This window comes from Fibrobacter sp. UWB3, from assembly GCF_002210405.1.
Taxonomy (GTDB): domain Bacteria; phylum Fibrobacterota; class Fibrobacteria; order Fibrobacterales; family Fibrobacteraceae; genus Fibrobacter.
This window is the reverse complement of sequence record NZ_MWQJ01000005.1, coordinates 203,785-226,325: the sequence shown is the minus strand read 5'-3', so window position 1 is coordinate 226,325 and position 22,541 is coordinate 203,785. Positions and strand designations below refer to the sequence as shown.

Genomic DNA, 22,541 nt, shown 5'->3' with positions numbered 1-22,541 from the left:
TTAACTTCCTACTTATTCGCGCCGCAGCACTTCTTGTATTTCTTGCCAGAACCGCACGGGCACGGGTCGTTACGGCCGACAACCGGACCTTCGTGGCGGACAGTTTCCTGCTTCACGGCACGACCGTCATAGAAGTACCAGGCACCGCCCACCTTGTGGAATTCACCAAGTTCGTGGTGGTTGCGGGTGATGTTGCCCTGCTTGAAGCGAGCGACGAATTCGACCCAGCCGATGTTCTTTTCTTCTTCGGTCTTGGTCTGCTTGATTTCGATGCCGAGCCATTCGGACTGACGGCTCCAGGCTTCTACGCTCGGTTCGTCAAAGTCGTCACGCTGAGTGGCTTCGAGGGAGTCCTTGAGCCATGCAATTTCGTGCTTGGCATAAGCGGTGTAGCGGGAGCGCATAAGGGCTTCCGGGGACGGGGCGAGAGTGGTCTTCTTAATAATCGGTTCGCAGCAGTCGCAGTAGGCCTTGCCAGAACCGCACGGGCATAAATCGTTAGCCATAGTAAAATCCTTATAAAAAACTGGGCTAAAAATACAAAAAAATGGTGCGCCTGTGGAGTCTATCGCGCTTTTTTTACAAGTGCAAAGTCTAGAAAAAAGAGATGCCCGCTCGGAGGCGGGCATGACAGCTAAAGTTGCAACGAACTCAAATTCTAATGACTAATGACCATTGACCAATGACCAATGACCAATGACCAAAGGCATTACAGGCACTTCTTCAAGAGCCAGAATTCTTCCTTGCCTTCGCGGCCCGGAATGCTGTTCGTGGGCTTAATGCGTTCAACAATGTCGAACACGCCGTCCAGACGAGCCATGAGTTCGCCTTCGCTCATGCAGTGCGGAGGGCCCTGCATGGTCTTGCCGTTCATGAGCGGGTACATGAGGCAGATGAACACGCCGTCGTCCTTCATCATCTTGTAGCAGACTTCGAAGAATTCGTCGCGGCGGCCCGGATGGATTGCCGAGAACGTGCCGTAGTCATAAATGATATCGAACTGCTGGCCACCGCGCTTGGCATCCTTCGGAGAAAGGGTGAACAAGTCGAGGTCGAGGGAGCGCAAGTTCTTGTGCTTGCGGCTCAAGTGGTCCAGTTCATCAACGGCGGTCGGAGCAAAGTCGACTGCCAAAACTTCGTGTCCACGCAAAGCCCATGCCTCGGCATCATAGCCGAACCCGGCGCCTGGAATCAGCACAGAGCCGGTTGCGGGGCAGGAGGGGTGCTTGAAAAACTCAAGCAGGGCCGGAGTCGCCTTCTTGAAATTCCAGTAGTCCTTGCCTTCGGCATAGAGATTGTCCCAGAATTCCGGGAGGTTTTGCGTTAACATTCTTTACCTTCCTTTTTGTACGCTAATTGTCCACACGCAGCAAGGATGTCCCTACCGCGTGGATTGCGGATCGTTATTTGAATTTCAGCAGCTCGCACGGCGGCGAGGAAATCTTCCACCTCTTCGGGGGTGGGGGCGTGGAGCGTCGGGTCGTCGCCGTCGTTAAGCACGATGGCGTTCACCTTCACGCGGCGCGGGGCGCAGATGCGGATGAGCTCTTTTGCGGCCTTGGGCGTGCAGGTGATGTTCTGGATGAGCACGAACTCGAACGTCACATAGTTATCGGTGCGGCGGATGTATTCGTCAACCGCTTCCAAAAGTTTTTCGATAGGCCAAGTCTTGTTCACCGGCATCACGGACGAACGGTATTCGTTGTTCGTGCTGTTGAGGCTCACGGCGAGGCAGCAGGGCGTGTTGCGGTCCACGAGTTCCTTGATCTTCGGGACGACTCCCGAAGTGCTCACGGTCATGCGCTTTGCGCCCATGTTGAAAAGTTTCTGGTTGTGTAGCGTGCAGCAGACGCGGTGGACGTTCTCGAGGTTGTTGAGCGGTTCGCCCATGCCCATGAAGATAATGTTCGTCACCTGGGCGACTCCGCCTTCTTCGTTCATGAAGCCGTTGTCCTTCAAGTACCAGTTGACGTTGATGATTTCTTCGAGAATTTCGCCTGCTTCGAGGTTACGCGTGAAGCCCATTTTTGCGGTGCGGCAGAAAGCGCAGTTCATGGCGCAGCCGACCTGGGTCGAGACGCAAACGGAATAGCGACCGTTTGCCGGGATCATCACGGTTTCAATATGGTGACCGTCTTCGGTCTGGAAAAGCCACTTTACCGTCCCATCGACAGAAACAGAACGCTGGTCTTCCTTGAGGCCGCAAAGCGTGAACTGTTCTGCCATTTTTTCGCGGAGGGCAGGGGAGATGTTCACCATCTCGTCGTAAGAACGCACCTGCTGGCAGAATAGCCATTTTTGAATCTGGTCGGCGCGGTAGGGCTTTTCGTCAACGTCCCGAAGCCAAGCTTTGAGCTCGTCGGTTGTCAAAGTTTTTATATTGCGCTGCCATTCCATAGCCCTAAAAGATAGAAAATTTTAAGATTCTTGTTAAGGGCTAGGGCTTGTGTAATCCACCTGCTCGCTGTATGTATTCCAAACAGGGGTCTTCGCTTTCGGCTGCGTTTTGTATTAGCGGTGGTGTGGCACTGTCGATCAGTTTTGGGTGTTTTTGCCAAAAAAGGTGCTGATAAATGTTATCGAGTTCAGCCATGAGTGTACAAATATTTGTTTTTAGGGCTGACGAAAGTTGAAAAAGCGTATCGATAGAGGGCTGCTTCTTGCCGCATTCCATTTGTGATATGAATTGCCTGGATATCCCAGATTCGATCGATAGCGACTGTTGGGTGTGGTGCCTTTGTTGCCGAATCGAAATCAGAAGTAGCCTTATGGCTTCATGGAGTAGAATGGTCTCGTAATACATGTAGCCTAATTTTATGAAATTAGCGGAAACGTTCGTGCATCCTTTAGTTTGCAAAATGACGTAAAACTTTGATATCTTTTGATTTTGTTGATTAATTATGACATAAAATGTCGGTTAATTTGTTGGCTCAAAATTTTTGTTGTTTAAAATTAAATTGGTGTGTTTTAAAGGGGTGGGTAATAAGTCGTTACATTTGTATACAGAATCGTCTAGTGCCTTGGCGCCTGTTTTGAAAAAGATTGATTATTTTTCGTAGGGCAAAATTTACCGCGCTTTGCGCAAAGGGATACGGAATGATTGATGTAAAAGGAAAATGGTGCTTGGTAACGGGCGGGTGCCGTGGTGTCGGCCGCCTCATCGCTATCGAAATGGCTAAACTCGGTGCAAATCTCATTTTGCAGGGCCGCGACAAAAGCCATGCCGAAAAGGTTTTCGCCGAACTTGCTCCGTATGGCGTGCAGGTGAAGGCTGTGGGCTGCAATCTCGAAAACGAAGATGAAATTGACGCTGCCCTTGCCGAAATCGATTCTTTTGGCGTGCAGGTGGACCTCGTGTTCAACAATGCAGGCCTTATGAGCCACTATTTCGCCGATTACACAACGAACACGATGGATGATTTTCGTCAGGCGATGGCGGTAAACTTCTTTGCACCGATGAAGATTGCCTACCACTTTTTGCCGGGCATGATTAAGCGCGGTTTTGGTCGCATGCAGCTCACTACGAGCGGTATCGCCAATGAACCTGAACTTGCCGCTTACGCCTGCGCTAAGGCAGCCCTCACGAAGTTCGTGAAGGATTTCGCCTGCAAGCTCAATGGCACTGACGTGATGATGAACGTCATGGATCCGGGGTGGCTTCGCACGGATCTCGGTGGTCCGAATGCCCCAAATGCTCCTGAAAGCGTTGTTCCGGGTGCCCTTGTAAGCGTGCTCCTCGATGACAAGAAGAGTGGCCGCTGGTTCAGTGCCCAGGATTATGTGGGCATGAGCATTGTGGATGCTGTTGAAAACGGTCGTAAAGTTTTTGCTTAATTGCAAATTTAGCCCAACAGGCGAATTTTTAATCCCGCAGTCCTTGCGGGATTTTTGCTTTTTTGTGAAATTTCGGCCTTTTTAATGTGTGTCGCCAGTCACACTAATATTTTAATTTTAATACGAAAATACTTCACAAAACTTGCGAATTTCAAAAATTTATGCTATTTTAATAAATAAAGGTTATTTTTAACCTTTAGAGGGACATAGGGAGGGGAGTGGTTTTGGACTGTTATGGGATGTAAATCCTTCGCTGCGGAGGCGTGTGGTTATGTCTGATGCTGGTGAAAAAAAGATTCCTGAGGGGATTCGGAATGAATTGGAGCATTCCGAAGTTCCGCTTGCTGTCTACCGATTTGTAGATGGTCATATTCAGACTATTCTTGTTTCTGATGGACTTGTTCGTTGGCAGACCCCTGGTTGTACTCGCGAAGATTTGTTGAAGTTCCTCGATACGGACATGTACAGAGATGTCCATCGTGAAGACATTGTTTTTGTAGCGACTAAGGCTAAAGAATTTGCAAAAAACAAGAATGGGCACTACGAGGTTGTTTACCGCCAAAAACTGTATGGCAAGGACGAATACCGTACATTGCATGCCCAAGGTTACCATCGTATTTTGGATGATGGCTCTGAATGTGCAATTGTTGTTTACGACGATGTGACCTCTGCTTTTGATACGTGCAAGGATTTCCGTAATGAATTTGATAACAGCTTGATTGAGTTTTTGAACAATGACAGCGTAGAGCCTTTTGTCATTGTCGATGCCAAGACTCACGAAATCTACATGCTCAGTGCGTCTGTAGATAAGGTCTGGACGCCTGTAAAAGCTTTTGATTCCGGCATTACATTTGAAGAATATTTCTTTGACCCTAATGAAGTCCAGCTCATTACTCTTGACGAGGTCCTTGAAAAAGGTGAAGTCCTTGTTCCGAATTCCCGTACGGGCGGAGATTTGATTTTAAAGGCTTCCCTGATCAAGTGGCATGGTAAGGATGCGATTTTCCATAGGATAAGTGAAAGGACGGACCGTTATTTTGATACGTTGACGGGACTTCCGAATATGGAATATTGCCGCATGCGTGGCGAAAGCTATGTGACCGATATCCGGATTGCCGGAGGAACTCCTTCTGTCGTATTCTTTGACATTGTCGGGATGAAACTCTACAATAACGCCAATGGCTATGATAAGGGCAATGAGTTTTTGCTCAATTTTGCAGCGGCGCTAAAGAAAGTATTCCCGAATAACTTGATTTGTCGTTTAGCCAATGACCATTTTACGGTCGTTGCTGACATGAAAAACATCGAGAAAAAACTTTGTGAAATCCGCAAATATGTCAAGAGTGTCGTTTCCAAGATTTCGATGGATGTGAACATCGGGGTCTGTAAGATTGATGATTTTGAAACGATGGTCGATGCCTGCGAAAAGGCTAAGATTGCATGCAAGGTTCAGAAACAGTCTAGTGATAACTTTTTCCGCTATTACGATGAAGATTTGCGCAAGACGCTTGTGCTGCAGAATTACGTGGTAAACCACATTGACGAGGCTATAAATAATGGTTACATCAAGGTTTACTACCAGCCGGTGGTCCGTACGATTACGGAAACTTTCTGCGGTATGGAAGCGCTGGCCCGTTGGGTGGATCCGCAATATGGTTTTTTGAATCCGGCGGTCTTTATTGGCGCTCTCGAAGAATCTCGCCAGATCCATAAGCTTGATAGCCACGTCATTAACATTGTCTGTAAGGAAATGCGAGCGGAACTGGATGCTGGCAAACCGATTGTCCCTGTGTCCTTTAACCTTTCGCGTCTGGACTTTATCGGCTGCGATATCTTTGATGTCGTGGAACGAGCTCTTAAAAAATACAGCATTGACCGAGAATACATCCGAGTCGAAATTACAGAAAGCATCATGGCTTCGGATTCCTATGTCCAAAGCGAAATCCAGAGATTCCGTTTGGTCGGTTACGAAGTCTGGATGGACGACTTTGGCAGTGGATACTCTTCGCTCAATACGCTTAAGGATTACAAGTTCGATGAGCTAAAAATCGACATGGCGTTCCTTTCGAACTTTAACGATGCCTCTCGCACGATTATCAGTTCCACGGTTCGCATGGCGAAAAATCTTGGGCTAAAGACTCTTGCCGAAGGTGTCGAGACCAAGGAACAGATGGATTTCTTGAAGGGCATCGGTTGCGAAAAGGTCCAGGGGTACTATTACGGAAAACCTCAGCCGTTAAAGGATACCATGAAACACATGGAATCCATTGGTATGGCTGTCGAAGACCATAATGCACGTGTGGTTTATTCCAAATTGGGAAGCTTAGACTACCTTGTGGATTCTCCTAAGGGAATTCTCTCTTATAAGGATGGCTTGTTTAAGTTCTTGTTTGTGAACAAGCAGCTCGAAGAGCAGATATCGAGCCTTGGCTTTGCCCATATTGAAGATGTTGAAAAGGCCATCAATGATCCCGAGGATCCGGCGTACTATACGCTGCACGAAGCTGAAAAGGCGGCTTATACGGGTCCGCGTGAAATAACGTATGCCGCTCGTGGTTCGTATGTCTTCTTGAGTGGATACCTGATTGCCGATATTGAAGGTAACCACATTTATGACATGTCTCTACGCAATACGCACGTGAGCGCCTTTGATATCTCTTCACCGAGTAGTAAGATTACGTCGCTCCCGACAGATGCAAAGACAATCTTGATTGCCGATACGAATCCGCAGAACCGCGCTTTCCTTGAAAGTGTCTTGAGATCGAATTACAACTTGCTGATTGCCGAAGATGGCGAACAGGTGCTCAATTTCTTGCTGGAGTATGGTAACCGTATTTCGTTAGCGCTGGTGGATGCCGCTCTTCCGAAAATCGATGGCTTCAAGATTATTCAGAAATTCCATGGCGACAAGCATGAATTCCAGATGCCGTTTATCGTGATGACCGATAACGAAGAATTGGCAAAGGAAAGTGTCCGCTTGGGGGCTTATCAGTCAATCCTTACGCCGATTAAGAATAAGGATCAGGTCAAGTCGAAAATTGACGATGCCATCAAGAATACGGAACTGCTCCACCAGCTTGCGCTGAACTATATGGAATACGTCCCGGGTGGAGTTATCCTTTTGGAAGCTGTCAGTGGGGATATCCTTTATGTGAACGGGCGTGCTCTTGAAATCTTCGATTGCGATAACGTTGACGATTTCCGCAGCTTGGCGGGTAATAAGTTTGAGGGGGCTGTTCTTCCAGAAGATTATGCTGCCGTTGGTGAAACTCTTGAAACTCTGTTTCGGAGTAGGGGTGCTCTGCCTTCACAAACGACATACAGAGTCAGGACCAAGAAGGGATTTGTCAAACGTATTTACCATGTGGGTCGTTATTTTAGGGATACACCGTATGGACGCATTTTGTCGGTGTTTGTCTCTGAAGACGATATGGCTTTGAAAAATTACTTTGGTCGCAAGAATGCGTTCAAGATGTTCATGGCGTCTGGTGAGGCGACCCATACCAAGTCGTATGAGCCGGGATACAAGGGATACTTGTTCTGGAACCTTACGAAAAATTCTCCGGTTATCAGAATGGAAGGCATTAGCTACATTCCTGAAGAAATGAATGGCAAGTACACTTACGATGCTCATTACAACTACCTGTCGAGTCTGATGTCAAAGGATAGTGTAAATGTCCAGAAAAAGGCTAATTACACTCGTGAAAAATTGATTCTTGCTTATGCAAATAAGCGGGCCGTTCCTTCGCTGAATTTGAATTATAATTTGAAGAATGGATGGTTCTCCATCAAATCGACTTTTGACATGATGGCAGACCCGGATACGGGTGACGTGATTTTGAAACTCCAGAATGAAAACGATACGGATGTCGAAGCCTACAAGGAATTAACGGATGCGGTCGTTCTGAATCTGTATGACCAAATCATTTATCTCGATGGCAATACTAATAGACTATTGAGTCTATCTTGCCTTGAAGGTAAGCCTATGTATGTTCAAAGGTCTATATCGGATTCGATAGAGAATCTCTGTAAGTTGTTCCAGATGCCTGTTTGCTCTGTGGAAGCGTTTATGGAACGGGCTAATCGAAATAGTGCTTCTGGTGAAACTTATGGCAGAACACTGACGCTTGAAGATGGACATGTGAAGTTCGTTCGCGCAAAACCGCTGTATAATGGTTCTGAAAAGTACATCATTACCGTTTCGGATGTTACGCATGCCAAAAATGAATTGATATAAAGCTTTTCCTCCATGCAAAAAAGTCAATTTCCCGTCCTATGGGTGGGAAATTTTCCGTATATTGTCACCTTTTGACATTCTACTTTTATTATATTAGTGCACATGGTGGCACTAAATAAGTTGAAGAAAGAAATTGAGTATCTCTGTACGGAATGTGGCAATACAACTCCCAAGTGGGCGGGCAAGTGCCCGTTTTGCGGTGCGTGGAGCTCGCTTAAGGAACATGTTGTTGAACGGATTGCTGAGGGGGCTGGGCGTACAGGGCGTGGTCTTGGCGGGCCTGTCCATAAGGTGGTGTTGCTCAAGGATGTCGCGACAGAAGATACTCGGCGCTTGAGCACGGCGAATTCAGAATTTGACCGTGTGCTCGGAGGCGGCTTTGCTCCGGGAAGCCTGGTGCTTATTGGTGGCGATCCGGGGATTGGTAAATCGACGCTTGTGCTCACGACGCTTGCGACGATGAATGCTGCGGGTGTAAAGGCTTTATACGTGAGTGGCGAAGAGAGCGCCTGTCAGGTGAAGCTCCGCAGTGAACGGTTGAACGTTTCGGGGAGTGACATGATGCTCCTTTGCGAGACGAATCTCGAAAAGATTTTGGAGCAGGCTAAAGAGGTCAAACCTCAGGTCCTTGTGATTGACTCTATCCAGACGGTTTACAAGAGTGAACTTGCTGGGACTCCCGGCTGCGCGACGCAGTTGCGTGAATGCACACTGGACTTGATGGTCTTTGCCAAAAACTCCGGCTGCATTACAATTCTGATCGGGCACGTGACGAAGGATGGGCAGATTGCCGGACCTAGAATTTTGGAACACATGGTGGATACAGTCGTTTACTTTGAAGGCGACCGGAATCACCAGTACAGGCTCTTGCGCACTATCAAGAACCGCTTTGGGGCGACCGATGAAATTGGCGTTTTTGAAATGACGAGCCACGGATTGAATCCGGTGCTGAACCCGAGCAAGGTCTTTTTGCAGGAGGGTGTTCCGCCGACACCGGGGAGTGCCGTCTGCTGTACGATGGAGGGCTCGCGGGCGCTCCTGTTCGAAACGCAGGCTTTGGTGAACCAGACGAATTTTGCGGTGCCGCAGCGTGTGGCGGCAGGGATTGACCCGAAGCGCCTTACGATCATCCTTGCGCTTTTGGAAAAGTTCGGTGGTATAACGATTGGAGCCTCGGACGTGTTTGCAAGCATTGCCGGTGGCATGAAGGTGAATGATGCGTCGTCGGACTTGGCTTTGGCGCTTGCTGTGGCAAGCAATCACTTGGGAATCCCGCTTTCGCGACAGACGATTGCGATTGGGGAGCTTGGACTGTCGGGCGAGGTGCGTGGCGTAAGTCTTTTAGACCAAAGGCTCAAGGAAGCAAGCCGCCTAGGGATGACGGAGGCTGTTGTGCCGGCGAGTTGCAAGCTTTCGGAGAATGTCGGGCGGATGAAGGTCGTACGTGTGCATTCTCTGTCTGAAGCGATAAGCTGGCTTATGGACAAGAAGTAAGGCCCCTTTGGTGCTGCAAAAGAAAAGGGACGCTCCAATAGAGCGTCCCTCATTTCCGTTATTCAGATAGGCTTACTTGCGCTTTTCGCCCGGTCTGGTGAAACCGAATGCGCGCGGGTCGAAACCGTTGGGGAACTTGGTTCTTTCGTTGTAGGTCACGCGCTTGGCAGTGAACTTTTCAATCTTTGCGCCGGTGAGGTCTGCACCGGAGAAGTCCACGTCTTCCATCTTGGTGTCTGCGTCAATCTTGACACCTTCCATCTTTGCGTTGGTGAAGGTGACCTTGATGAGCTTAGCACCAGAGAAGTTTGCACCGGAAAGCTGAGAATTGTTGAATGCAGAGCGTTCGATGGTGGAGTTTGCAAAGTTTGCCTTGGTGAGGTCGGCGTTATCGAAGATGTCCTTGAATACGTAGGCACCGTCGAAAACAGCCTTCATGAGTTCGGCGTAGTTGAACACGTTCTTGCTGACGTTGGCGTCAAAGAAAGAAGCCTTGTTGAGTTTGGTCTTGTCGAAGGAGCTCTTGGAAACGTCGCCCTTGTCGAAAATGACACCGTTCAAGTCCTGGTTGTTGAACTTCATGTTCTTGACCTTGGACTGAGCGAACTTGGCCTTCTGGAGCTGTGTTCTGGAAAGGTCCACGTCATTGAAGGTGGTCAAGGAAAGGTCTGCTTCCTGGAGGTTCACGTTGTTGAAAACTGCACCGTCGAAGTCAGCCTGGGAAAGACCGGCCTTGGCGAAGTTCACGTTGTTGAGCTTCACGCTGGAGAAGTTTGCAGCGATGAGGTTGCAAGCCGTGAAATCCGTCTTTTCCATGGTGGTCTTGCGGAGGTCGCTGTTAGCCATCAAGGAACGGGAGAAGTTCGTGTTGGTGAGGTTTGCCTTGCTGAAGTCAGCACGGGTAAGGTCCATGTCCATCACGGAAGCCTGAGTGAGGTCTGCCTTGCTGAAGTCGCATTCGTCAGAGACCTTCATTGCGTCGAGACGGGCGTTCTTGAGGTTGGCCTTCGGGAATTTGCTATCGAGAAGCGTTGCGCGATAGAGGTTTGCGCCTTCGAGGTTTGCGCCTTCGAAGTTTGCAGAACGGATGTCTGCACCGCTAATCGTTGCGCCCTTGAGGTTTGCCTTTTCGAAGTTGGCGCCGCTAATCACAGCATTGCGGAAAGAGACTTCGGGAAGGTTTGCTTCTTCGAAGTTCGGAGATTCACCGGCAGAGCGCTGGAAGTCCGTAACGCCCTTGATGGCCCTTGCCTTCTGGAACTGGTAGTTGTCGATACGCTTGTCACGGAAGGAGGTGTTCAGGTCTTTACCTCTGAAATCCTGTGCAGACACGTTGAGCGCGAGTGCACCAAGGAGGCAGAGACCAAATTTATAGACGTTCTTCATATTCATAGTCAAATTCCCTTTATGAAAAAGTAAATCAAATAACGGATAGCCCTAAAATAACTAAAAAATTTGCAAAACTAACAACTAAAAATAAAAAGTGACCAAATAAATACTAATTTTACGTTGAAATGACTTGTTTTCGTTCAAATTCTTACAAAGTGGTGATCTGCGGGGCAGGTCCGGCCGGTCTTATGGCCGCTTACCAGCTTGGAAAATTGACGGGCGGTACAGGACAAATCCTGCTTTTGGACAAAAAGGAACCCTGGAAAGAGCCCATTTTTTGTGCAGAAGCGGTATCGACCCATCGTTTGAACGATTTGTGGCCTATTGATGAATCCTGGGTGCGTGGGAGCCTTTCTGGCATCTATTTTACGTCGCCCAAGGGCTATAAAGCTGAATTTTACAGCAAGGACTGCGGCCGTTTGCTCGACCGTTCGAAGTTCCACCATGCGATTGCCGATGCTTGTGTCGAGGCGGGCGTGGAATGCCGTTTTGATGCGCTTGTGAAAAGCATTGAAAAGGTCGAAAATGGCTGGAATTTGAATGTTCAGGTGGGTGAAGAGAAGTACTCGCTGTTGGCGGATGCTTTTGTTGATGCCAGTGGCCCCGGCTGCCGCCTGACGCGTGGCATTCCGTGCCTTGAAGGGATTGAATCGGGCGATACTGATTTGGAACCGGGCATTTTTGCTGTGGCCGAAGGCATTGAACATGAACGTGACCATATCGATTTGCTTTATGGAAGCGAATTTGAGGGCGGTTACGGTTGGATTTTCCCGCGTGATGGCAAGGAAGTGAATGTCGGTTTTGTGCTTTCGAAGGATGCAAAGCCGAATATGCCTTTGCGTGAAAAGCTCAAGCACTTTATTGCGACTTATTACCCGAATGCAAAGATAAAGGCGATTTACGGTGGCATGATTGCCTGTGGGCAGTCTAATAAGCCGCTTGCCAAGTGTGGCCTCTTTAAGGCAGGTGATGCTGCAAGTTGCGTGAATCCGTTGAGCCGTTCGGGGATTGTCGAGGCTTTGCTGAGCGGAAAAATCGTTGCAGAATCGGTTCATGAATGGCTGAATGCGACGGATGAAAACTCTCGTGCCCGTATCGAAGCATCGGTCCTTGATCGTTGGATGGCTAAGCTTGGAAAGTCCCATTTGCAGATTGCAAGGGCAAAGCCTGGGCTTGCAAAAATCAAGGATGAACAGTTTGACAAGGCCGCCAAGCGCCTCTCGAAGCTCCCGCGCGAGAAGCAGACTCTGCTTAGAATTTTCTTTGCGGTGCTTTGGTCTTGCCCGTCAGTAATTTGGAAAATGCGTTCTTTTTTGCATTAGTATGATTATGTCAGAAAGTATTGTTGATCGTCAAGAAAAGATTAGAGCAAAATTTGCTTCGTTTACAGATCCGGATGACAAGTGGAAATTCCTCTTGGATTTGGCTCGTGAGCACAAGGGAATGGATGCCTCCCTCAAGGCGGAAAAGTTCATTATCCAGGGTTGTGCCTCGACAATGTATCTGGTTCCGAAGTTTGATGGTGCAAAAATCCATTTTGAGATGGATGTAGAAGGTGGCACGACGAACCCGCTGATTAGCCGTGGTCTCGGTGCACTTGCCTTGCAGATTTTCAACGACATGGCTCCTGCCGATATCCTTTCGGTGGATCCGACGTTTTTCCAGCAGATTGGACTCAATGTCGGGCTTTCACCGACGCGTTCGAACGGTTTTGCAAGCCTTTTGAAACAGATTTATTTATACGCACGCGTCTTTGACGCAATTTCAAAAAAATAGGACGACTCTATGTTTAGTTTCTTGAATGGAAAAAGCCCGTTTGACGAGGCTGAAGAAAAACTGGAAGCCGGTGAAATAATCAATGGTAGACCGAAGCTTCCGCAGGCGCCGATTATGGGCTGGCAGGACGGTGTGTTCTTGCTCGTGCTCATCGGTTTAATCGTAGGTGGTTATTACTACTACCAGTACGCCAAGCAAAAGAGCGCTGATTCTTTTGCCAAGTGCGATGCTTTGTACGTTGCCGCTGAAACGGATGCTACAAAGTACGTGGATGCTGAAGCCTGCTATAATGAAACGTGGGACTTGGGCTTTGTGAGCGATTCCATGGAAATCCTCCGCCAGAACCGCTTGGGCGCTATCGAAGACTTGCGCAACCACCAGAAGGACTTGTATGCCGACGCCATGGGCGCCATGGCTGCTCGCGATACCGTTGCTGCATACAACGTTGTGAAGGAATACAAGGGCCCGATGCTTTTGAATCAGGGTGACCGCAAGGATTGGAATAACATTGCCGAAAACGAAGCTGTCAAGGCTAGTGTTGCTGCAGCCGCTGCTCGCGCCGATTCGATTGCTAGAGAAAAGGCAATTGCGGATTCCTTGGCTCAGGTTGCTGCTGAACTCCGCGCAAAGGCTGTTGCCGATTCTATTGAAAAAGCGAACAAGAAACTTGCTCGCAAGGGTAAGCGCAAGAAAGTCTAAAAAAGTTGACCCCGGCACAGAGACCGGGGTGACAATGTCGCGATGTCATGCCCGCCGGAGCCTGTCCTGAGCGAAGCCGAAGGATGCGGGCATCGCCTTTTTATGAGCGAGATGGAGATTCCCGATTAAATCGGGAATGACAATTTCTACGAAAAAAGGTATTACTTCGCGATTTTCTCAACAGTAATTTCGCGTTCTGTTTCGGAAACGATTTGGATTTTAACGACGTGGGTAATGCCTGCGTCGTTTTCTTCTAATCGCTCGGGCCATTCGATGAGGCTGATGCCGCTTTCGAGATAGTCCGGATCCATGCCGACTTCGTAAAGATCGGCGCCGCCTTCGAGACGGTAAAGGTCGAAGTGGAAAATAGGCGGGTTGTTCGGGTATTCGTGGAGGATGGTGTATGTCGGGGAGCAGACCGTGCCGTCGAAACCGAGCCCTTTGCAGATGCCGCGGCTAATGACGGTCTTGCCTGCACCGAGGTTCCCGTAGAGGGCGACTTTGTCGCCGACCTTGAGTTCCTTCGCAAAACCAAGCGCCCAGTTATATGTGTCTTGTTCAGAATGGAATAGCATAATGAAATGGAGTTGTTAGTCAATGGTCGTTGGTCTGTAGTTTATATTTGGCGCCTATGGCGCGATTATGCGACTAAGAACTAATGACTACTAACTAATTACTGTGGCGTTGTCAATTACAATTTTTCCTTAAACTGCTCGTACGTGAATTTGTGCAGTAGATGGAACTTGCCGTTTTCGTCGAACTTGCCGATGCTTGGGTGGCGCACACCGTTGAAGAACGTTGTCTTGACCATGGTGTAGTGGATCATGTCTTCGAAGATGATGCGGTCGCCGACCTTGAGCGGTTCGTCGAAAGAGAAGTCGCCGAGCTGGTCACCGGCGAGGCAGGAGTTGCCCGTGAGCTTGTAGGTGTGTGCCTTTTCGCCCGGGAATGCGGCGCCGATGACGCTTGGACGGTAAGGCATTTCGAGGCAGTCCGGCATGTGGGCGCTGATGGAAACGTTAAGTATTGCGATGTCCATTTCGTTGTGGACGATGTCGCCAACGCTTGTGACGAGTTCACCGGTTTGCCAGCCGATGGCTTCGCCCGGTTCCATGATGACCTGCAAGTGCGGGTAGCGTGCGGAGAAATCCTTGAGGATGCGCACGAGTTCGTCGCGGTGGTAGTCCTTGCGTGTGATATGGTGGCCACCGCCGAAGTTCACCCATTTCATTTGCGGGAGGTACTTGCCGAAGTGTTTTTCGAATGCGGCGAGAACGCCTTCGAGAGCGTCGGCATCCTGTTCGCAAAGCGCATGGAAGTGGAGTCCGTCAATGCCATCGAGGAGTTCGGGCTTGAATTCCTTTTCGGTCACGCCGAGGCGGGAGAACTTGCCGCAGGGGTTGTAAATGTCGGTTTCGACTGTCGAAAATTCCGGGTTCACGCGGATGCCGGCACTCACGCCGTGGGCGAGCGTCTTGTCCTTGTAACGTTGCCACTGCGAAAAGCTGTTGAACGTGATGTGGTCCGCTGCTTCGAGGATGGCGTCGATTTCGTCGTCTTCGTAGACAGGTGCAAAGACGTGGACTTCCTTGTTCATCTCTTCGCGCGCGAGGCGGGCTTCGTTGAGGCTAGAGGCGGTGGCGCCGGCGAGGTATTCGCCGATGAGCGGGAACGAACGCCAGAAGCTGTAACCTTTGAGCGCGCAGATGATTTTGACGCCGGTCTTTTTCTGGATATCGTCGAGGATTTCCATGTTGCGGCGGAGACGTGTTTCGTCAAGTACGAAACAAGGACTTGGAACTTGAGAATAGTCGAGCATGGCAAGAAAGATAGAAATTATTGTCTTGTCGCTCAAATGCTTTTTTGTATTATTCAGATGTATTGAATCGGAGCTTTTTATAAATTTGTTGAAATTTTCTAAGGTTGTGTTTGAATAATTGGAGGCTTGTTTTGCGGCGGTTGTTGATTGGTTTTATAGCGTTGGTGATTTTGATTGCGTTGTTATGCGTCGCCACACTTTGCTTTGGCGCGGTGAATATTCCGTTTGCGGATGTGGTGCAGGCGCTGTTTAGCCCGGGTGCGGATGTTTCGTCGAACATCTTGTGGAACTTGAGAATCCCGCGAATGATTGCGGCGATTTTGGCGGGGGCATCGCTTGCGGTGTCGGGCTTGTCGCTGCAGACTGTGTTTCGGAATCCGCTTGCGGGACCGTTTGTGCTTGGCATTAGCAGTGGCGCGAGTCTTGGTGTGGCGCTTGCGCTTTTGGCGGGGATTGGCTTTGGAAGTGTGGGCGTGCTGGGCTCGGCGGCGCTTGGGGCTTTGCTTGTGACGCTTGTCGTGATGTTTGCTGCGACGCGTTTTGCGCAGACGGGCGTGCTTTTGATTGTTGGACTTTTGACGGGCTACTTTATCGATTCGATTGTGAGCGTCTTGATTGCAGGGAACTCTTCGGAATCGTTGCGCGTTTATGTGGCGTGGGGCATGGGTAGCTTTGGGCGCGTGACGCTCGGTGATGTCTGGATTTTTGTGGCCGCTGTACTTGTGGGTTTGGTGATGATTGGCGTTTCGCTGCGGTACTTGAATGCGGCGCTTTTGGGTGATGATTTTGCACACGGGCTTGGGCTCAACGTGAAGCGTTCCAAGATTTGCGTGTTGCTCGGGGCGAGCCTTTTGGCGGGAGCGACGACGGCGTTTTGCGGGCCGGTGGCGTTCATCGGGATTGCTGTGCCGCATTTAGCTTATCTGCTTTTCAAGACGACGAACCATCGCGTGCTTTTGCCCGGGGCGGCGTTGTGCGGTGTGGCGCTTGCTCTTTTGGGAGGTCTTTTCCCGGCTTCGGTGCCGCTCAATGCTGTGCTTTCGCTGGTGGGCGTTCCTGTGATTATGTGGGTGCTTGTGCGCGGTTCCGGTGCGCGTTTTTAGGGGGTGGATATGAGTGAAGAAAATTTGCAGACTGCGTTGCTGGAGTGCAAAAATTTGCTGGTGGGCTATGGTAAAGCGCTCCCGTCTATGAAATTCCCGTTTGATTTTTCGCTTGCTTCGGGAAATGTTGTAGCTTTGATGGGCGAGAATGGTTGCGGTAAAAGCTCGCTGTTAAAAACGTTTGCTGGGTTGCTTGCGCCGGTGGCGGGCGAGGTTTCGCTTGAAGGGAAATCTCTTACGGAATGGGCGCCTCGTGAACGCGCTCAGGAAATCTCGCTTGTTCGAATGTCGAGTGCAGTGCCGCCTCGCATGAGCGTGAGCGAATTTGTGCGCTTGGGCCGCTCGCCGTATTCTGGAATTTTTGACAGCCGCACAGAAGAAGATAATCGTATTGTCGAAAATTCGATGGCGCTTTTGGATGTGGCAAATTTTGCAAATCGCCCGATTGCCGAATTGAGCGATGGCGAGCGCAGCCGTGTGTTCTTGGCGGAGGCCGTGGCGCAGCAGGTGAAAATCTTGTTGCTCGATGAACCGAATGCTTTCTTGGATATCCCGCGTAGCCATGCGCTATTCCGCTTGCTCAAAAAAATTGCCGTGGAACGCCAAATGGGCATTGTTGTTTCGACGCATTCCGTGGAATACGCGGAACGCTATTGCGATAAGATTATGGTCGTAAATGGCGGAACGGTAAAGGTGGCTTCGGCAGCGGATGCTCGTAAAAATGGACTTTTAGACTGGACGGAAATATGCGACGCTCTTTGATTTTATTTTACGCTATTGGTGTGTTTTGTGTTGCGCTTTGCTTGTCAGCGTGTGCGGGTAACCGGAGTGTGGCGAGTTCTTCGGAACAGAAACATTTCTTTTGGAAAGTGTCTGATGAGAATTCTTCGGTGTGGGTGCTGGGGAGTATCCATTTGGCGGATTCGACCTTGTACCCGCTTGCTCCTGTGATTGATACTGCGTTTGCACGTTCGGACGAGCTTGCCGTCGAACTCAACATGAACGATGAAGAAGTCGTGAAGGAGATTGGCAAGGAATCGGTTTCGCAGGGAATGCTTGAAGATAGGTTGCTCCGTGATATATTGCCGCCAGAAATGTGGAAGTCTTTAGATAGCCTTTGTGCGGCCTGGGATATTCCTATGGTGGTATTTGAAAAAATGCGCCCCTGGCTTGTAGCGACAACGCTGAGTGCGTATGCATTTGAACAGGCTGGATTGAATCCTGAATATGGGATTGACTATGTGCTTTTGGATAGAGCGGCGTCAGATGGCAAGGCGATTGTTGGCTTGGAGACTGCTGAAGAACAGATTGGCGCGCTTGCAGATACGACGGAATCTGATTCAGCGGGTGTGTATTACTTAAAGACGACTTTGCGTGAAATTGCGGAGCTTGAAACGCTTGTGAAAAACTTGATTCACGCCTGGAAAACGGGTGATGAAGATTTATTGCGTAGCTTGCTGGATAAAGATGACGAAGAAGACGAAAGCGAAGATTCTTTGTCTAGCGATCAGAAATTTAAGGAAGGTTACGAACAACGTGTTTATGTGAATCGCAATGCTAAAATGGCTGAATCTATTGCGACCTTCTTGCGCGAAGATAGAAACGTTTTTGTCGTGGTCGGTGTAGCGCACTTGGCGCTTGAAAAAGACAACGTGATCGATGCGCTTCGCAAGCGCGGTTTTAAGATTGAACGTTTTTAACACTTAAGCCGAGTCGTGTGAGTCGGTTGTAAAGGGCCGTGCGGTTCATGCGGAGCCGTTCGGCGGCAAGGCTTACGGAACCATCGCAATTGCGAATGGTCGATTTCAAAAATTCTCGTTCTTCGTCGAGCTGCAAGTCGCGGAATTCTTCGTAATTGCTTGCTGTGAAAGCTTTTATCGCGGCGCGGTCGACGCTAGTGAGACTTGCTGAATCGTTGTCGGAACTTTCGTCAATTTGCAAGTCTTCAGCGCGTAAAATGCCCGGATCTGTAAAGCAGAGGGCGCGCTGGATGACGTTTTCGAGTTCGCGAATGTTGCCAGGCCAGTTGTGGTCCTGGAGCTTTTGCAAAGCTTCGGGCGAGAGCGTGTAAGGCTCGCCGGCAGGTGAGTACTGACGGATAAAGTAATTCGCCAGGTCTTCGATGTCTTCTTTGCGGTCGCGGAGCGGCGAAAGTTGCATCGGAATTACGTTCAGGCGGTAGTAAAGGTCTTCGCGGAAGCGTTTTTCGCGGATTTCTTCGCGGAGGTCGCGGTTGGTGGCGGCGATAATGCGCACGTCTATATGTCGCGTCTTGTTTGCGCCGATGGGGCGGATTTCGTGATTCTGGATGACGCGCAAAAGCTTGACTTGAGCGTGGAGCGGCATGTCGCCGATTTCGTCTAGGAAGATGGCTCCGCCGTTGGCGTCTTCGAAAAGACCGATGCGTTCGTTTTGGGCGCCTGTGAATGCTCCGCGCGTGTGGCCAAAAAGTTCACTTTCGAAAAGTGATTCCGGAATGGCACTGCAGTTGACGGTGACGAATTTGTCGTAAACGCAAGCGATAGCTCGTGCGACTAGGTCCTTGCCAACGCCCGATTCGCCTTGAATAAGGACGGGGCCTGTGTGCAAAATGGCGCGTTCCACGTTTTTGCGGAGGCGCTGCATGGCATCGCTTTTGCCGACGAGGTGCGACATTCTTTCGCGGAAAATGCGCTTCGCATTGTAGATTTCCTTGAGCCTCGCAATCTTGCTCATCAAGTGGAGGCGAAGTGCCTCAACAGAGAGAATCGTGTCGTAGAGCTTGCTTGAAACTTCGGTATAGCTTTCGGGAGATTCCGCATAGGCGAGAATCATGGAATCCGGGCTAAAGTCGCGAAGGCTTGCAAGCAGTTCTGCATTTTTTGCAGTGAAGGAATCGAGGTCCCAAATGACAATTGCGGCGAGCGGAGTGCGCAGAGCCTCTGCGATTTCTGGAGCCTCGTCGCTTATGGGTGTGTGAACATCGACGGTGTTATCCACAGAAGAAAGGACGTCCAAGATGAACGAGGACGTCGAAGTTTCTTTTGTGAAAAAGTCGATGGACGGGCGCACGCTTTACTTGCCCAGTTCCTTGCTGCGGTTCGTGCCGGCGACAACAGCCTTGATTAGCGTGCTGCGGAATGCGCCTTCTTCGAGGGCGTCGATGCCAGCGATGGTTGTACCTGCCGGAGAGCAAACCATAGCGCAGAGGTCGCTAGGGCTCTTGCCGGACTGCTTGACGAGTTCGACGCTGCCTTCGATGGTGCCGAGAGCGAGCTTCAAAGCGACATCGCGGGTAAGACCAGCCTTTACGCCGCCGCGGGTAAGACCTTCGATGAATTCAAAGACGTATGCCGGAGCGCTGCCGGAAAGTCCGGTCACGGCGTCGATGAGGGATTCTGCAACGCGGCAGGTCACGCCGATGTTGCCAAAGATTTCTTCGGCGAGCTTGAGCGTTTCGTCGGAGACGCCGTCGGTGGCAAGGCCAACGGAGCCCTTGCCAACAGTGAGCGGCAAGTTCGGCATCACGCGGAGCACCTGGTTCTTTTCACCGAGCACTTCGATGAGGCTCTTGCGGGCGACACCGGCCATGATGCTGATGAACGTCTTTTCGCTCTTGAGAGCGGATGCGGCTGCCTTCCATTCGGCGGCAACGAGCTTGAAAATCTGCGGCTTGACGCAGAGGAATGTGACGTTAGCCTTTTCGATGCCTTCGGCAAAGCTTTTGACGCGGACGCAACCGAGGGCGCTCACGGCTTCGGCAGCCTTGTCGCTTGGGTCAAAGAAGAAAATGTTCTTGGCGTCTGTGCCTGCGTTCAAAAGACCGCGGAGGATGGCTCCGCCCATGTTACCAGTACCGGCAAAGAAAATCGTTGTGTTCATTTTTTGTGTCCTTTTTAAAACTTTATGGATTGCTTCGTTGCTTTGCAACTCGCAATGACGTTACGATGGTAAACGTAAAAATATTTTCGTTCGTCAAATGGTGATGCCGGAACAAAGTCCGGCATGACAGGGGATAAAAAGGACTCTTTATAAAAAGACGACCCCGGCACGGTGGCCGGGGTGACATTGCGCTTGACGGGGATTTCGTCTAAATTGTATTAGACTTTTGGTTTGGAGAGAACGGCGAGGAGTTCTGCGTTTGTCTTGAGCTTGCTCATGAGCTTGAGCAGGTTCTCCATGATGCCTGTTTCCGTCTCGTTCTGGCTACCGCGTCTGAAGTTCCAGGCGGCATTCTGTTCGAGGAGCGTAAGCAAGCGTTCTTCTTTGCGGGTGCCGGACTTGAACACGTCAATGGCTGGCCAGATGCGCTTTTCAGCGATGCGGCGGTCAAGCACGAGTTCCATGTTACCGGTTCCCTTGAATTCTTCGAAGATCACTTCGTCCATGCGGCTGCCGGTTTCAATCAATGCCGTGCCGATGATGGTGAGGGAGCCGTTCTTCTGGACTTCTTCGCTAATTGTGCCGTCTTCGTTCTTGACCGTGCGAATCTTGTCCTGAATCTTACGGGCTGCACCGAAGAATTTCTTCGGGAACTGCATGGCGTTAGCGTCCACACCACCAGACAAAATCTTGCCGGAGTGCGGAATCACAACGTTGTTTGCACGAGCGAAACGCGTGATGGAGTCGAGCAAAATCACGACGTCCTTCTGGCTCTCGACGAGGCGCTTTGCCTTTTCCAAAACCATGTTGGCGACGCGGGTGTGGTGTTCAGGCGGTTCATCGAACGTCGATGCGACAACTTCAGCCTTGATATCGATTCCCTTTTCAGCAGCCTTTTCCTTGATGTCCGTGATGATGTCTCGCATTTCGGTGACTTCTTCCGGACGTTCGTCGATGAGGAGCGTGATGAGGATGATTTCAGGATGGTTCTTCGCAATAGCGCGGGTCACGTTCTGCAAGAGAACGGTCTTACCGGTACGCGGAGGTGCGAGGATGATACTGCGCTGACCCTTACCGATCGGGGAGAACAAGTCCATGATACGGGTGCTGTATTCCGTTTCATTCCATTCGAGGTGGATCTTTTCTTCCGGGTGGATCGGCGTTAAATATTCGAATGCCACACGGCGGCGCATCTTGTCTGGTTCTTCAAAGTTCACGCGGTCGATGCGGCGCATGGAGAAGTACTTATCTTGTTCGCGAGGCGTGCGCACAAGACCTTCAATCGTATCGCCAATCTTGAGGTTGAATTTACGGATAAGGTTCTGGCTTACGTAAACGTCATCGGCGCTGGTCTGGTAGTTCTGATCCGGCATGCGGAGGAACCCGTGACCTTGCGGTGTGACTTCGAGGACGCCTTCCGTATAAATGATATTGCCTTCGTTTTCGAGGCTCTGCAAAATGTAGTTGAGGGACTGTTTGCGCATTCTGCGGAAGTCCACTTCCTTTTGCACGGCGAGTTCCTGGAGTTCGCTCATGGAGAGTTTGCGGAACTTGAGCCAGTTTTCCTTGGCCTTTAATATGGCTTCGGAACCCGGTGCTGGGAGCGTAGCAGAGTCATCGACAAATTCTTCTTGCTGGAAATTGCGGTTATTGCGATTGTTCTTGTTGAACTTGTTGTTCTTATTGAACTTGTTGAATTTGCCGTTCTGGTTGTTGAAGCGGCGGTCGTCCTGACCTTCGCCGTTTTGAGCCTGGGCTTCACCTTGCTGTTGTGCGTTTGGGTCTGCATTCGGATCGGCAGAAACTTCACCTTGATTTTCTGATGGAGCTTGGGCTGCATCAGTGTTTTGCGGAATTACAATTTCACCGTTGCTTTCACCTGTGAATGCGCTTTCTTCGGTAGATTCGGCTGGCTTGTAGTTTTGTTCGCCCGTGTAAATCGGTTCTGCAATGGCATCAATGTTTGCTACACCGTACTGTTCGGCGAGGCGCTTTTCGGCAGCGGCAATACCATCGACCGGCTGTCTTTTTTCTTGAAATTCTGGTTCGGCATCGGCTTGAACGTTCTGTTCGAATTCGGGTTCTTTGCGAGCCTTTGTCTTTGGATTTGGCTTTCTGCCACGACGTTTGGGCTGCGGTGCGTCCTCGGCATTATCCGGCAATTTGTCGGGGGTTCCTAAATATTCTGGAACAGGAATGCCTGTGCTTTCTGGATAAACGAGATCCGTCAAAGAAGGAGCTTGAGTATTTTGTTCTGAATTCTGATTCTTAGGTGTTCTGGGCACGATTGCGTCCTATAATTACATATTTCAAAAAATGAAATAGACTA

At 50.0% G+C, this 22,541-nt stretch carries 19 protein-coding genes; 9 read left to right on the top strand and 10 right to left on the bottom strand.

Annotated elements, in window-relative coordinates; all coding sequences use genetic code 11:
• Positions 1-8: 8 nt before the first annotated feature.
• The 4 genes from B7991_RS08010 to B7991_RS07995 form a co-directional block, all read right to left on the bottom strand.
• The gene (locus B7991_RS08010) at positions 9-506 is read right to left on the bottom strand and encodes a YchJ family protein (protein WP_088630349.1); all 498 of its coding nucleotides are present in this window, start codon (positions 504-506) and stop codon (positions 9-11) included.
• A 203-nt stretch (positions 507-709) separates the two neighbouring features.
• The gene (locus B7991_RS08005) at positions 710-1,330 is read right to left on the bottom strand and encodes a methyltransferase (RefSeq protein ID WP_088630348.1); all 621 of its coding nucleotides are present in this window, start codon (positions 1,328-1,330) and stop codon (positions 710-712) included.
• On the bottom strand, positions 1,324-2,397 hold the full coding sequence (rlmN, locus tag B7991_RS08000) for a 23S rRNA (adenine(2503)-C(2))-methyltransferase RlmN (RefSeq protein ID WP_088630347.1): 1,074 nt from the start codon (positions 2,395-2,397) through the stop codon (positions 1,324-1,326). Before rlmN ends, B7991_RS08005 begins: the two co-directional genes overlap by 7 nt.
• A gap of 40 nt (positions 2,398-2,437) precedes the next feature.
• Positions 2,438-2,803, bottom strand: a complete 366-nt coding sequence (locus B7991_RS07995; protein ID WP_088630346.1) for a helix-turn-helix domain-containing protein — start codon at positions 2,801-2,803, stop codon at positions 2,438-2,440.
• Between the two features lie 293 nt (positions 2,804-3,096).
• Between B7991_RS07995 and B7991_RS07990 the strand changes: the two genes are divergently transcribed.
• From B7991_RS07990 to radA, 3 genes are all read left to right on the top strand, one after another.
• Positions 3,097-3,834 carry an SDR family oxidoreductase gene (locus B7991_RS07990; RefSeq protein ID WP_088630345.1) on the top strand — a complete coding sequence of 246 codons (738 nt, stop codon included), beginning with the start codon at positions 3,097-3,099 and terminating at the stop codon, positions 3,832-3,834.
• Positions 3,835-4,105: 271 nt separating this feature from the next.
• Positions 4,106-8,071 carry an EAL domain-containing protein gene (locus tag B7991_RS07985; RefSeq protein ID WP_088630344.1) on the top strand — a complete coding sequence of 1,322 codons (3,966 nt, stop codon included), beginning with the start codon at positions 4,106-4,108 and terminating at the stop codon, positions 8,069-8,071.
• A gap of 102 nt (positions 8,072-8,173) precedes the next feature.
• A complete protein-coding gene (gene radA, locus B7991_RS07980) occupies positions 8,174-9,565 on the top strand; it encodes a DNA repair protein RadA (RefSeq protein ID WP_088630343.1) in 1,392 nt (463 codons plus the stop codon).
• 72 nt (positions 9,566-9,637) lie between these two features.
• Here the strand turns inward: radA and B7991_RS07975 are convergent, their stop codons facing one another.
• Positions 9,638-10,957, bottom strand: a complete 1,320-nt coding sequence (locus tag B7991_RS07975) for a pentapeptide repeat-containing protein (RefSeq protein ID WP_088630342.1) — start codon at positions 10,955-10,957, stop codon at positions 9,638-9,640.
• Between the two features lie 122 nt (positions 10,958-11,079).
• On the opposite strand from B7991_RS07975, the gene B7991_RS07970 reads away from it, so the two are divergent.
• Genes B7991_RS07970 through B7991_RS07960 form a run of 3 tightly spaced genes read left to right on the top strand, consistent with a single transcriptional unit; the run spans position 11,080 to position 13,429 of the window.
• A complete protein-coding gene (locus tag B7991_RS07970; RefSeq protein ID WP_088630341.1) occupies positions 11,080-12,276 on the top strand; it encodes an NAD(P)/FAD-dependent oxidoreductase in 1,197 nt (398 codons plus the stop codon).
• A 7-nt stretch (positions 12,277-12,283) separates the two neighbouring features.
• Positions 12,284-12,730 (top strand): SufE family protein, encoded by a 447-nt coding sequence (locus B7991_RS07965; RefSeq protein WP_012820171.1) that lies wholly within the window; start codon positions 12,284-12,286, stop codon positions 12,728-12,730.
• Between the two features lie 9 nt (positions 12,731-12,739).
• Positions 12,740-13,429, top strand: coding sequence for a hypothetical protein (locus B7991_RS07960; protein WP_088630340.1), 690 nt, complete (start codon positions 12,740-12,742; stop codon positions 13,427-13,429).
• A 161-nt stretch (positions 13,430-13,590) separates the two neighbouring features.
• On the opposite strand, the gene tsaE is transcribed toward B7991_RS07960, so the two are convergent.
• Together tsaE and nspC are read right to left on the bottom strand one after the other, a co-directional pair.
• Positions 13,591-14,004, bottom strand: coding sequence for a tRNA (adenosine(37)-N6)-threonylcarbamoyltransferase complex ATPase subunit type 1 TsaE (gene tsaE, locus B7991_RS07955; protein WP_088630339.1), 414 nt, complete (start codon positions 14,002-14,004; stop codon positions 13,591-13,593).
• A gap of 116 nt (positions 14,005-14,120) precedes the next feature.
• Entirely contained in the window at positions 14,121-15,248 is a 1,128-nt protein-coding gene (nspC, locus tag B7991_RS07950; protein ID WP_088630367.1) for a carboxynorspermidine decarboxylase, read from the bottom strand.
• Positions 15,249-15,379: 131 nt separating this feature from the next.
• Between nspC and B7991_RS07945 the strand changes: the two genes are divergently transcribed.
• From B7991_RS07945 to B7991_RS07935, 3 genes are all read left to right on the top strand, one after another.
• Positions 15,380-16,351: an iron ABC transporter permease gene (locus B7991_RS07945; protein WP_088630338.1), complete on the top strand. Its 972-nt coding sequence runs from the start codon at positions 15,380-15,382 to the stop codon at positions 16,349-16,351.
• A gap of 9 nt (positions 16,352-16,360) precedes the next feature.
• Complete coding sequence (locus tag B7991_RS07940; RefSeq protein ID WP_088630337.1) at positions 16,361-17,113, top strand: ABC transporter ATP-binding protein; 753 nt, start codon at positions 16,361-16,363, stop codon at positions 17,111-17,113.
• 107 nt (positions 17,114-17,220) lie between these two features.
• Positions 17,221-18,051: a TraB/GumN family protein gene (locus tag B7991_RS07935; RefSeq protein ID WP_159462257.1), complete on the top strand. Its 831-nt coding sequence runs from the start codon at positions 17,221-17,223 to the stop codon at positions 18,049-18,051.
• Here B7991_RS07935 and B7991_RS07930 read toward each other — a convergent pair.
• The 3 genes from B7991_RS07930 to rho form a co-directional block, all read right to left on the bottom strand.
• Positions 18,032-19,402 (bottom strand): sigma-54-dependent Fis family transcriptional regulator, encoded by a 1,371-nt coding sequence (locus B7991_RS07930; protein WP_088630335.1) that lies wholly within the window; start codon positions 19,400-19,402, stop codon positions 18,032-18,034. The genes B7991_RS07935 and B7991_RS07930 overlap by 20 nt on opposite strands.
• Positions 19,403-19,405: 3 nt before the next feature.
• Positions 19,406-20,212, bottom strand: a complete 807-nt coding sequence (gene proC / locus B7991_RS07925; protein ID WP_088630334.1) for a pyrroline-5-carboxylate reductase — start codon at positions 20,210-20,212, stop codon at positions 19,406-19,408.
• A gap of 218 nt (positions 20,213-20,430) precedes the next feature.
• Positions 20,431-22,497, bottom strand: a complete 2,067-nt coding sequence (gene rho, locus B7991_RS07920; protein ID WP_369597609.1) for a transcription termination factor Rho — start codon at positions 22,495-22,497, stop codon at positions 20,431-20,433.
• Positions 22,498-22,541 lie beyond the last annotated feature (44 nt).